This is a genomic window from Cupriavidus sp. 01L45 (assembly GCF_056399885.1).
In genome coordinates this window covers 1-12,180 of the sequence record NZ_JBFTSG010000079.1, presented here as the reverse complement: position 1 = coordinate 12,180, position 12,180 = coordinate 1, and the positions used below count along the sequence as shown (strand labels likewise).

The window sequence follows — 12,180 nt, the reverse complement described above, 5'->3', positions numbered from 1 at the left end:
GTGCGTTTGGGATCAGCGGGTCAATGCGTCAGCCAGGATGTCGAGGCCTTCGTCCATCACGGCATCGCTGATGGTGAGGGGGAACAGGAAACGGATCACGTTGCCGTAGATGCCGCAAGACAACAGCAACAGGCCCTGTTCCAGCGCGCGGTTCTGCACAGTGCGCGTGAAATCGGCGTCCGGACTGCCATCCGCCTTGCGGAATTCGACGGCGACCATGGCGCCGACGCCGCGCACTTCGGCGATTTGCGGCACGCCGGACCTGAGGCTCTCCAGACGGTCCACCAGGCGCTTGCCCAGCACGTTGCCGCGCTCGATCAGGTTCTCGCTTTCGAGCACGTCCAGCACGGCCAGCGCGGAAGCCACCGCCAGCGGGTTGCCGGCATAGGTGCCGCCAAGCCCGCCGGGTGCCGGGGCGTCCATCACCTCCGCGCGACCGCATACCGCCGACAGCGGCATGCCGCCCGCCAGGCTTTTCGCCATCGTGGTCAGGTCCGGCGCCACATCGTAGTGCTCCATCGCAAAGAGCTTGCCGGTGCGCCCGAAGCCGGTCTGCACTTCATCGGCGATCAGCAGGATGCCGTGCTCGTCGCAAATCGCGCGCAGCGCCCTCACGAACGCGGCCGGCGCCACGTTGAAGCCGCCCTCGCCCTGCACCGGCTCGAAGATGATGGCAGCCACGCGCTTGGGATCCACGTCGGCCTTGAACAGGTTCTGCAGCGCCTTGAGCGAATCCTCCACCGACACGCCGTGCAACGCGCAGGGATACGGCGCGTGGAACACCTCGCCGGGGAACGGTCCGAAGCCAACCTTGTACGGCACCACCTTGCCGGTCAGCGCCATGCCCATCATGGTGCGGCCATGGAAGCCCCCCGAAAAGGCGATCACGCCCGGACGGCCGCTGGCGGCACGGGCAATCTTGATCGCGTTTTCGACGGCTTCGGCGCCCGTCGTGAAAAATGCCGTCTTCTTGACCGAGCCACCGGGGGCGCGCTGGTTGATTTTCTCGGCCAGCTCGATGTAGCTGGCGTAGGGGACGATCTGGTAGGCGGTGTGCGTGAAGCGCTCCAGTTGGCGCTGCATGGCCTCCACCAGGCGTGGATGACGATGGCCGGTGTTCAGGACGGCGATGCCGGCGGCGAAGTCGATATAGCGCTTGCCCTCCACATCCCAGATCTCGGAATTCTCGGCACGCTCGGCGTAGAAATTGCACATCACGCCTACGCCACGGGGCGTGGCGGCATCTTTGCGGCGGACCAGCTCGGCGTTCTTCATCTCTTGCTCCATCTCTTGCTTCGGTTTGTGCCAACGGACTTCGTTGTCCGCATTTCGCGTCGTCAACCGGCAGCGGGTGCTGCATCTCGGCCGGAATGCGGTGGAGTAGAAAATTAACCGAAAATTGGCACCACCACTAGATCCATATTGATGCTTGTTGATAGGGCCATTTTTGAGAGACCTGTCTTGTCGGATTTGCTGCCGCAACGTCCGGAACGGTTGCCGGACAGCCGCGACGTGACGCATGAATCTCACGCAGGCTTCAGACGCGACAGGATGTGACAGGAACCAGCAAGCTGCTGGCGTCAGGACGGATCACCAGGGGAATTGCCTTGCCATCCCGTGCTGCCTGCCTGGAGGCAATCGCTGGCGGCTGGCTCCGTCACTGCCCCGATGGGAAATGGCACCTACTGATGAAGTACTTCACCAAACCATATTGTCTTGCACGGATAATCCTGCAAATGGCACCAGGCTTTTGGCACGAACACGGCACCCCCTGGACCGCTTTGTGATGTCACGGCGGGCAGGATCGTACGGGATGCTTCAAGGACGGCCAGGCTCCCGGAACCTGGTGCCGGCAAAACCTAGGGCGTAAGATCACCAGCGACGCGATGCCGCGTTGCACATCGGCGAACCATCATGGCAAAGCCCCAGATCCTGACCTATATCGATGCCGGCACGTCCGACGGGACCGCACGCCTGATGAGAATGATCGGACAGCAACTGCTTCCCGGCGCTTACGAGATCCGGGCGGTCATGGCCGATGACCTCAGGCATGACGCGGCGCTCTTCGATGACGCCGCGCTGTTTGTCATGCCGGGCGGTGCCGACCTTCCCTATTGCGCCGCATTGAACGGCGCCCCCAACGCGCGCATCCGGCGCTTCGTCGAGCAGGGCGGCGTCTACCTGGGCATTTGCGCGGGCGCGTACTACGCTTGCAGGGAGCTGGCGTTCCATGCCGGAACCGAGGGCGCAATCTGCGGCGCACGCGAACTGAACTTTGTGGATGCGGTCGCGGTTGGCTCGCTGCCCCAGCTCACGGGGGGCGTCGCTTATGACGCAACGCCGAGGAGCGCCACGGCCACGGAGATCCGGACGACCCATAGCCTGACCGCTGCCCCGACGACGCTTTATGCGCACTACCACGGCGGCTGCCGCTTCGATTTCGGCGACGCAACGAACCATGCGGCGCGGATCCTGGCCGTGTACACCGGCATCGAAGGCAACCCGCCCGCCATCGTGAGCGCAAGCGTGGGCAAAGGCTGCGCAATCCTGACCGGTGTCCACCTGGAAATCTCGGAGCGCGAGTGCAAGGACGCACTGCGCGGACACAGCGACATGGCCGCGCACTTGCACGTTTGCCGCAAGCTGGCCCGGACCGGAGAGGCGCGGCTGGCGGTTTTCCGCCAGTTGCTTGCTCACGCGGGCCTCTTGCTGGGCTGACCGCTCAGGGCGTCCAGTACCAGACGGCGGAGTTGGAGAGAAAGGTCTCCCACATTGCGTGCGGCTTGCCGGGATCGTMGTCATCGCAGAGCCGGGCAAGAACCCACTGGGCTTCGATCCGTTCTCTCGATGCATCACCGAGACCATCCTGCTCGCCCTTGGCCAGGTAGCGGCCGGCAAAGGTGGTCAGCGATGCGTGCGCCTCCGAAGCATTCTTCCAAAGCACCGTGAATCCGATCAGCGTACCGTCGGTCATGCCGTGCGCGTCGAACCACGCATTGGGATCGGGCATGCCCACCTTGGTCTGGTAGCGGCCGGTGAAGCGGGCACCCGGCTCGATGGAAAGAATCTCAAGCCCGCCGCCGTTCCGGCCGAGCCATCGTCCAACACGGATTGTCATGGTGCCTCCTTTGCATTGCGCGGATTGAAAAATGCGTTTGACGCCTACTTCTTCCCGGCGCCGGCGCTCATCGCATCGAGCGCCTTTGCCGCGGCAAGGTGCTGGGGCACGGCAAGCCCTTGCAGCGCCGTCGCCGCCGAGACCTGCGCACCTTGCGCGCTGCCGCGCGCGGCGAGATCGTTGCCGTTTGCGAAAACCAGGCGGGTCAGCGCGGCCACCTCGGCATCGGAGAGGTCGCTTGCCGTGAGGAGCAGCGCCGCGGTCGCGACGCTACGCACGTCTTGCCGCTGGTTCGCGTAGGCACCGCGCGAGATCGTGTAGGGAAAGTACGCGGTCTTCGCACCGGCCAGCGCGGCAATCCCGCGCTCCGAGAGCGGCAACAGCCGCAGCGGCACGTCCTCAAGCGCATCGCGCACGCTGTCCGCCGGCACGCCGATGACCTGTATCACGGCGTCGACCTGCTTCTGGCGCAGCGCAACCAGCGCGGCGCCGATGCTCAAGTCCTGGGGCACGATGTCCTTCAGCCCGAGCCCATGCGCCTCAAGCACGCGTACCGCGGTGACGCGCGACGCGGAGCCCGGTTCCCCCATGGCGACCTTGTGGCCGCGCAGGTCCGACATCGATGCCAGCGAGTCGTTGGCCCGCACCAGGACATGCACGGCTTCCGGATACAAGCTGCCCAGCGCGCGCAGCGAGGCGTACGGCCCGTCCGTGGCAAAGGCGCCCTTGCCCTCATAGGCATCGAGCGCGGCATCGCCCTGCGCCAGCGCAACCGAAACCTTGCCTTCCCGCAGCAGACGCAGGTTTTCCTCTCCTCCCCGCGTGATCAGGGGCACTACCCTGACCCTGGTCTCGCTCGCCAACGCGCGGGCAAAGCGCAAATACTGTCCGTGCTCGGCACCGGCCGCGATCGCGTATCCGTCCGCCGCGCGCGCGAGCCGTGCGCGTACGCTGGCATATGCCACCGCAAGCTCCTGCTCGATGGCCGCTTGCTCAGCAGGCGAAGCATCCTTGGGCACGGATTCGATCACCTTTCGCATCGCGTCCAGGATGGCGGCGGCGCCTGGCGCGGTATTCGTGACATAGTCCGGCGCCTCAGCGGGCCGGTAGCCGCCGGAGGTAACCGCGACCCACCGGTCCCCCTCGCGCTTGTAGAGCGCGGTACCGTGGGCACGGATGATGTCTCCCGCCTTGTTGCCGCCMGAGGCAATACCGGAAATGCCCTTCGGGCCCGCGCCCAGCGCGGAAACTAGGCCGGCGACGCCCGGCGCGTCCCATCCGCCGAAATCGAAGTCGCGCGCGAGCTTCAGTTGCGCGTCGAAGTAGACTGTCCGGCGTGTCTCGCCCGCCGCCCTGGTGTCCGCCTGGGAGCCACGGCGCTCAAGGCTGACCAGTTCCACCGTCCCGGCCGGCAGCGCCTGCACCAGGCGTTCGTTGACCCCGGCCCGCAGGCTGTCGGCATCCGGGCCGCCGCCGCAGCCGCTCAGGAGGACCGCCAGCACGGCGGCCAGCAGCATGGCGATGAGGGTGCGCATGGTCAGCCTCCCACGATCGGCAGCGCAAGCCATAGCGTCAGCACCACCGCGTTCATCAGGTCGACGAAGAATGCGCCGACGAGCGGGGCGATCAGGTAACTGGTCGGGGCCGGCCCGTACTTTGCGGTGATCGCCTGCATGTTCGCCATGGCGGTCGCGGTGGAACCCATATTGAAGCCAATGAAGGCCGCGGAGGTGACGGCTGACTCGTAGTCGCGGCCCATGAAGCGAAAGCAGACCAAAACGGCGTAGATAACGAGGAATACCACCTGCATCGCAATGATGACAATGAAAGGCCCCGCCGACAGCGCCACCTCGATCAGGTCGAGCGCCATCATCGTCATGACGAGGAACAGCGACAGGCACACGTTCGAGATCAGGTCCGTGGCGCGGTCATCGAAACGCAGGCCGATGAATGGGCAGAGGTTGCGGATGGCGACGCCCGTGACCATGCACCACAGGAAAGCCGGTATGGTGATCGAGCCGCCGGTGAACTGCGCTGCCAGCCACCGGCTGGCCACTACCGCGGCAAAGATGCCGGCGAGGGAGCCGATCGCGCCGACGGTGGCGATTGGCGCTGCCGGCTGCATGTCGTCGCTCGCGGTTTCCTCCGCCCGGGATCGCAGGTGGTATCGCGTGATCAGGAACTGCGCGACCGGGCCGGCGATGATGCCGCCGACAATCAGGCCCAGCGTCGCCACCGTCATGGACAAGTCCATCACGGACTGCAGGTTGTTGACTTCCGCGAAGCGCTCGGCATAGGCCGCGCCGGTGCCATGGCCGCCCACGAGGGTAATCGAGCCACCGACCAGCCCGAAGATCGGGTGCAAGTCCAGCACCTTCGCCATCGCGACGCCGACGGCGTTCTGCGCGACGATGTAGGGCAGCATGATCATCAGGAAGATGACAAGCGCCTTGCCTCCCCGGCGAAGTGTGCGCAAGTCCGCGCTCAGCCCCATCCCGCCGAAGAACATCAGCAGCAGCACCGGCTTGACGCTCTGGTCGATCGTGACCTTGAAATCCGCGGTTGCCAGGGCCAGCGCGGACAGCACCGCGAAAAGCAGGCCGCCGGTGATGGGATCCGGGATGTTGTATCTCGACAGCAGCCCAACCCGGCGATTGACCAGCGCGCCGATAAGCAGCACGACAACGGCGGCCAGCAAGGAGCTAAGGGGATCGAGACTCATCGGCTATCCCGTTGGATGTCAGGCGGTTCGCACGAATCCAACGCGACAAGGCGCGAGCCTGGCAGTATCAAACTGGCTTCTGGTCTCCTGGCCCGCTACCGTGGTGCTGGTCCTCGACCCATTGCCAGAACAACTGATAGCCGACCGCGAGCATCACCGGGCCGATAAACAAGCCAATGACGCCGCCGCTGACCATCCCGCCCAGGGCGCCGATCAGCACCACCGGCATCGGCACGTCGACACCCCGGCCCAGCAGCAGGGGCTTGAGGACGTTATCGGCCAGCCCCGCCACGAAGACATAGATGGAGAAGACGATCGTAGCGACGCTGGCACCCTCGGTGGCGATGACGAAGACAATCACCGGGACGGTAATCAGCGTGGCCGGCAGCTGCATGATCCCAAGCAGCAGCACCCCCAGAGCCAGCAGGCCGGCGGCAGGAATGCCCTTGAGCACGAAGCCGACGCCGATCAGCAGCATCTGGATGAAGGCAATGCCGACCACCCCCTGGGCAACCGCGCGAATGGTGGAGGTGCACAACGCGGTGATCTGCGGGCCTTTTTCCGGGTTGAAGATGCGCGAGGCAATCTGCACGGCGCTACGGCTGCCCTGCTCCCCAAAAGCCATGATGATGCCGGCGATGATCAGTGCAAAGACGAATACCAGCAACCCCCTGCCGAGACCCGCGGCCGCGCCCAGCAGCACGAGGCTGAAGTCCTTGATCTGAGGCGCGAGCTTCATCACCAGACCGGTCAGGTCAGTGGCGGCTTGCATCCAGAAGGCATACAACTGCTTCCCCACCAGCGGCCAACTGGCTACCGACTCGGCCGGCGGTGGGACCTGGAACTCCCCGCTCTTGACGAGGGTCATGGCATTCTCCACCGACTCCGCCATGGCGACACCCAATAGGTAGGTCGGCACCATGATGATGCCGATCACGACCAGGATGATCAGCGTGGCGGTGCGGCCGTCCTTGTTGCCCAGCATCGGGCTGAGTTTCACCTGCAGCGGATAGAGGGTGATCGCCAGGATCAGCGACCAGACGAGCAGGTCGAAAAACGGACGGAATATCTCGAAGCAGAAAATCACCAGGACAGCGATCAGCCCGGCACGGATCAGTACATCGAGCATGCCGCGGGACAGCGCCTTCTCGGAAATGGGCGTGGGCAACATCGATTGCCTCCTTGCAGGTCACCGCAAAGGTATCGGGTCGGAAAGCCAGGCAAGGGCATCTCATCCCTGCCGTTAAGCCATGTCCGGGCGACACGATACGTCCGGCACGGTCGATGCCGGCATCGGCGCGTTCGCCATACGAGGGCAAAAGCCAACCACCCCCCCGATTCGGTGAATTCTAGTCTAGGCTAGTCAGAATGCCGGGACAACCTCAATGAGTACGCACCGTAACAATACCCGGAGACTGCCCGGAGAATCCATGGTCCGACTGCCGACGCCTGCATTGGTGGTACTTGCGTTTCTGATCGTGCTCGGCGGCTGCGCAAGCCGTCCAGTCAACCCGCCCATCGCTCACGCCGACCCGGATGCCGGCTATCGGTTCGTCACCCGTCCGCAATACTCGGCAGACAACGAAAACCTGGTGATCCTGGCCTTCTCGGGCGGCGGGACACGCGCTGCGGCATTTTCGTACGGCGTCCTCGAGTTCCTGCGCAATACCGAAGTCGTCGGACCGAAAGGCAACAAGTCTCGCCTGCTCGAACATGTCGGCGTCATCACCGGCGTATCCGGCGGGAGCTTTACGGCGCTCGCCTATGGCCTCTACGGCGACAAGCTGTTCGACGATTACGAGCAGCGCTTCCTCAAGCGCGACGTGCAGGGGGAAATTACGTTCCGAACGCTCAATCCAGCCTACTGGCCATCCCTATGGTCGAGCGGCTGGGGGCGCTCGGAACTGGCATCAGACCTGTACGACGAAATCCTGTTCCATGGCGCGACATTCGGCGACCTCAATCGCGGAGGCGGCCCTTTCATCGTCGCCTCCGCCACGGACATCTCCACGGGCGCCCGCCTGCCCTTTACGCAGACCACATTCGACGTGCTTTGCTCGGATCTGAATGCGGTGAAGCTCTCCCGTGCCGCCGCCGCATCGTCGGCGGTACCGGTGGTGCTCACGCCCGTTACCCTCAACAACTACGGCGGCACCTGCGGCTACGCCCCCCCCGGCTGGATCAAGCCATTTCTCGACGCCAGCGACCCGCCCCGGCCGGCCGCCCGCGCGACCCGTCACCTGAAAGAGGAGGCCGAATTCGGGGACAGCGCCAACCGGCCCTACATCCATATCGTGGACGGCGGGGTGTCGGACAACCTCGGCATGCGCAGCGTGCTGGATTCCCTGGAGGTCATGGAAGCGCTGCATTTGATCGGCCAGCCTTCGCCACTCGACCATACGCGCAGGATCGTCGTCTTTGTCGTCAATTCACTGTCCACGCCCAAGACGGCATGGGACAAGTCGGAATCCCCGCCAGGCACGCTGCAGATTCTGGTGAAAGCCACGGGCGTGCCGATCGACCACTATTCCTACGAGGCGACGGAGTTGTTGAAAGACAGCCAGGCGCGATGGCAGTCCATGCGCCGGGTCCGGGAGTCACGCGCATTTTCAGCGAACAAGGATGCCGCGGTAGCCACTGCGTTACGCACGCCGGACGCAACGATCTATGCCATCGACGTGTCGTTCGCCCAGTTGACGGACAAGGCGGAACTGGATTACCTGAACGAACTGCCCACATCGTTTTCCCTGCCGGCCGAGGCTGTCGACCGGCTGCGTGCCGCCGCGGGGAAGATCATCATGGCGTCGCCCGATTTCAATCGGCTGCTGAAAGATGTCGGCGCCAGGGTCATCGCCGCCCCGGCACCGGCACCGGCAGGCGAAACAACGGGCGACCACGGTAACAAGTAGCCGTTGGCCAGGCGCTGGTGCTTAACCGGCTGATATCCCGGATCGAGGCACAAGCCCCTGGCGTGCGTCTCCGGGCGGTCGGCAGCCGGGACGGAACGCTGGCGGACCGGCTCGACGCGACAGCGCCCTGATCGCCGGAAAGCCAAAAATGTGACGGGCCAATCCAGCTTATGACAGAATATATGCCCCCTGGTCACACCGGAAATGACGTTGCGGTCCGGACGTCGACGCACCCTTGAGTCAGATTTCTGGCACGGTTCCCATTTCGCTGGTCAACGGCTTCCTGTCGGGCGCCGATCCCGCCGCCATCGAACGGCTGGCGGAGTGCTCCGGCATCCCCCACGGCTTGCTGCGGCGCCCTGGCTCCCGCGTGACCGAGGAGCAGTTCTCCACGCTCTACCGCCTGCTCGCGACCGAACTGGACGACGAAATGCCGGGCATCTTCAGCCGCCCCTTGCGCAACGGCACGCTGAAATACCTGTGCCTGAGCCTGCTCGACGCCCCGCGGCTGGAAGTCGCGCTGCATCGGTTCGGCCAGTTCTTCCACCTGATCCTGGATGATTTCCGGCTGGAGTCGGGCCGCGACGGCGAAGGCGGCTGGGTTGCCATGGTGGCGGATCCGGCTGGCCCCGGCGTGACCGAACTCGGCCGCGAACTCATCATGAAGCTGGTGCACGGCATTGCCTCATGGCTGGTTGGGAAGCGGATCCCGCTGATCGCGGCGGAGTTCGATTTCGCGCGTCCCGCGCACGCAACGGACTACCTCTTTCTCTTTCCGGGGCCGGTTCAGTTCGGTAGCGCACAGACACGCATGCGCTTCGAAGCGGCTTACCTCGACATGCCCATGCGGCAACGCAAGGCCGACCTGCAGAGATTCCTGGCGCGCGCGCCGGAAGACTGGATCTTCGTCTCCTTCGCCGACCAGATGGTTTGCCACCGGGTCCGGCAATTCCTCGCCGATTGCCTTCCCGCCATGCCGACGCTGGAAGTGGTTGCCCAGGACCTGCACTTTTCCGTGCGCACGCTTTGCCGCCGGCTTGCGGACGAAGGCACGACGTTCCAGGCGATCAAGGATGACGTCCGGCGCGATATCGCGATTCAGCGGCTCACGCGCTCGCCCGACGCCATCGCGGCTATCGCGTATGACGTCGGCTTCGACAACCCGACCGCGTTCCATCGCGCTTTCCGGCACTGGACCGGCAGCACGCCCAAGGCCTACCGCGGCATGGCCTGAGCGCCCGGCTAGGCGGCGGCGCCGCTGTAATGGGAGCCGAAACGCTGCCTGAGCACCAGCTTGTGCAGCTTGCCGGTCGCGGTCAGCGGCAGCTCCGGCACGAACACCACGTCGTCCGGGATCCACCATTTGGCCACCTTGCCTTCATAGAAGGCCAGCAGTTGCTGCGCATCGAGCGTGCTGCCGGCGCGCCTTACCGCAACCAGCAGGGGCCGTTCGTCCCACTTGGGATGGGCACAGGCGATACAGGCCGCCAGTTCGACTTCCGGGTGCGCAACGGCGATGCCTTCCAGCTCGATCGAGGAGATCCACTCGCCGCCGGACTTGATCACATCCTTGCTGCGATCCGTGATCTGCATATAGCCGTCGGCGTCGATCGTGGCGACATCGCCGGTGGCGAACCAGCCATCCTTCTCCAGGCAGGATTCCTCCATGCCGAAGTAGCGCTCCACGACCCAATGGCCGCGCACCAGCAGGTCGCCAGCCGCGCGCCCGTCCCACGGCAACTCGGCACCATCGGCGTCGACGATCTTCATCTCGACACCCGGCACGACCCGGCCTTGCTTGGCCTCGAGCTGCGCGCGCTCCTGCTCCGGCTTCTGCGCGAAACCCTGCGAAGGCGAAAACACGGTGCCAATCGGCGACAGCTCGGTCATGCCCCAGGCGTGTACCGACTTGATGCCCAGTTCGCCCAGTGCCTTGGCCAGTTGCGGCGGGCATGCCGCGCCGCCCACGATKACACGCTCAAGGCTGTTGCAGCGCTTGCCCGTGCGGCGCATATAGTCGGCCAGGCCGAGCCAGACCGTGGGCACGCCAGCCGACACCGTCACGCCTTCCTGGTCGAACAACGCCGACAGGGATGCGCCGTCGAGCGCCGGGCCCGGCAGCACCAGTTTCGCCCCGACCAGCGCCGCGGAGAACGGCAGCCCCCAGGCATTGACGTGGAACATAGGCACGACAGGCACCACGGAGTCCGACGCACGCAGGCAAAGCGCGTCCGGCAGCGCCGAGGCATAGGCCATCAGGCAAAGCGAACGGTGCGAGTACAGGACGCCCTTCGGGTTGCCGGTGGTGCCTGAGGTATAGCAAAGCACCGCCGCGAGTTGCTCATCCAGGCGGGGCCAGTCGAAATGGCCGGGCTGCCCGCCGATCAGCGCCTCGTAGCTTTCGAGCGGCAGCGCCGGTGCCTGCGGCAGGCTGGCGCTGTCGCACAGCATCACCCATGACTCGACATGGGGACATTGCGGCGCGATCTGCTGGACCAGGCCCAGGAACGAGGCATCGAAGCAGACCACGCGGTCGCGGGCATGATTGATGATGTAGGCGATCTGTTCCGGGAACAGGCGGGGGTTGATGGTATGACAAACCGCGCCAATGCCGGTCACGCCATAGTACAGCTCCATATGGCGATAGCCATTCCACGCCAGCGTGCCCACGCGGTCTCCGGCGACGATGCCGCGGCCCGTCAGCGCATTGGCCAGTTGCATGGCGCGGACATGGCAGTCCCGGTACGTATAGCGATGAATGTCGCCCTCGACGCGCCGGGATACGATTTCCACCGTGCCGGAGTGCCGTGCCGCCTGCTCAAGCAGCGAGGACAATTGCAAAGGCGCGTACATCATCTGACCGAACAGGTCCATAGTCTTGTCTCCTGACAGGCGGTTTGTCGTTATGCCGGATGCATTCGGCGGTCATGGCGACGCCGGCTGCGAGGCATTCTAGAGGTGCCCGCCCCCTCCGGCACTGACAGGAATGGCCGAACTAGTGACAAATCCGGCCAATCGGGCCGGGGTGGCAGGCAAGCGGCCAGGGCGGCGCAAAGCGGCAGGTTTTGTCAATGAATGGGCAGGTTTGGTTATTCCCGCATGCCGCGGCGGGCGCTACGATCCGGTATCCGGAGCATGCGGTGCCGGCATCCGCCCAGATGCACCATGCCCTGTGCCGCAATCCCAAAATGGAGACCCAAAAAATGACCTATCGTGCCCCGCTCAAGGACATGCTGTTTGTGATGAACGAACTGGCCGGCCTTGACGCTGTCAGCCAGCTGCCCGGCTTCGAGGACGCCACGCCCGAGACGGCGCAGGCGGTGCTCGATGAGGCCGCCAAGTTCAACGAACAGGTGCTGGCGCCGCTCAACCGCATCGGCGACACCGAACGAACAGGTGCTGGCGCCGCTCAACCGCATCGGCGACACCGA

The 12,180-nt window shown here is 64.9% G+C and carries 10 protein-coding genes; 4 read left to right on the top strand and 6 right to left on the bottom strand.

Going from position 1 to position 12,180, the window contains the following annotated elements; all coding sequences use genetic code 11:
* Positions 1–12 precede the first annotated feature (12 nt).
* Positions 13–1,275: a 4-aminobutyrate--2-oxoglutarate transaminase gene (gene gabT, locus AC1DT6_RS36625; RefSeq protein WP_441629413.1), complete on the bottom strand. Its 1,263-nt coding sequence runs from the start codon at positions 1,273–1,275 to the stop codon at positions 13–15.
* Positions 1,276–1,914: 639 nt separating this feature from the next.
* On the opposite strand from gabT, the gene AC1DT6_RS36620 reads away from it, so the two are divergent.
* Positions 1,915–2,718, top strand: coding sequence for a BPL-N domain-containing protein (locus tag AC1DT6_RS36620; RefSeq protein ID WP_441629412.1), 804 nt, complete (start codon positions 1,915–1,917; stop codon positions 2,716–2,718).
* A gap of 4 nt (positions 2,719–2,722) precedes the next feature.
* Here AC1DT6_RS36620 and AC1DT6_RS36615 read toward each other — a convergent pair whose 3' ends face one another.
* From AC1DT6_RS36615 to AC1DT6_RS36600, 4 genes are all read right to left on the bottom strand, one after another.
* Positions 2,723–3,118 (bottom strand): avidin/streptavidin family protein, encoded by a 396-nt coding sequence (locus AC1DT6_RS36615; protein ID WP_477115408.1) that lies wholly within the window; start codon positions 3,116–3,118, stop codon positions 2,723–2,725.
* A 44-nt stretch (positions 3,119–3,162) separates the two neighbouring features.
* Positions 3,163–4,653 (bottom strand): TAXI family TRAP transporter solute-binding subunit, encoded by a 1,491-nt coding sequence (locus AC1DT6_RS36610; protein WP_477103322.1) that lies wholly within the window; start codon positions 4,651–4,653, stop codon positions 3,163–3,165.
* A 2-nt stretch (positions 4,654–4,655) separates the two neighbouring features.
* On the bottom strand, positions 4,656–5,840 hold the full coding sequence (gltS, locus tag AC1DT6_RS36605; RefSeq protein ID WP_441629409.1) for a sodium/glutamate symporter: 1,185 nt from the start codon (positions 5,838–5,840) through the stop codon (positions 4,656–4,658).
* A 67-nt stretch (positions 5,841–5,907) separates the two neighbouring features.
* Positions 5,908–7,011, bottom strand: coding sequence for an AI-2E family transporter (locus tag AC1DT6_RS36600; RefSeq protein ID WP_441629408.1), 1,104 nt, complete (start codon positions 7,009–7,011; stop codon positions 5,908–5,910).
* Between the two features lie 259 nt (positions 7,012–7,270).
* Between AC1DT6_RS36600 and AC1DT6_RS36595 the strand changes: the two genes are divergently transcribed.
* Together AC1DT6_RS36595 and AC1DT6_RS36590 are read left to right on the top strand one after the other, a co-directional pair.
* Positions 7,271–8,749, top strand: coding sequence for a patatin-like phospholipase family protein (locus AC1DT6_RS36595; protein WP_441629407.1), 1,479 nt, complete (start codon positions 7,271–7,273; stop codon positions 8,747–8,749).
* A 235-nt stretch (positions 8,750–8,984) separates the two neighbouring features.
* The gene (locus AC1DT6_RS36590) at positions 8,985–9,983 is read left to right on the top strand and encodes an AraC family transcriptional regulator (protein WP_441629406.1); all 999 of its coding nucleotides are present in this window, start codon (positions 8,985–8,987) and stop codon (positions 9,981–9,983) included.
* An 8-nt stretch (positions 9,984–9,991) separates the two neighbouring features.
* On the opposite strand, the gene AC1DT6_RS36585 is transcribed toward AC1DT6_RS36590, so the two are convergent.
* The gene (locus tag AC1DT6_RS36585) at positions 9,992–11,623 is read right to left on the bottom strand and encodes a 3-(methylthio)propionyl-CoA ligase (RefSeq protein ID WP_441629405.1); all 1,632 of its coding nucleotides are present in this window, start codon (positions 11,621–11,623) and stop codon (positions 9,992–9,994) included.
* Between the two features lie 329 nt (positions 11,624–11,952).
* On the opposite strand from AC1DT6_RS36585, the gene AC1DT6_RS36580 reads away from it, so the two are divergent.
* A partial coding sequence (locus AC1DT6_RS36580; RefSeq protein WP_477115407.1) for an acyl-CoA dehydrogenase N-terminal domain-containing protein occupies positions 11,953–12,180 on the top strand: 228 nt, incomplete at its 3' end.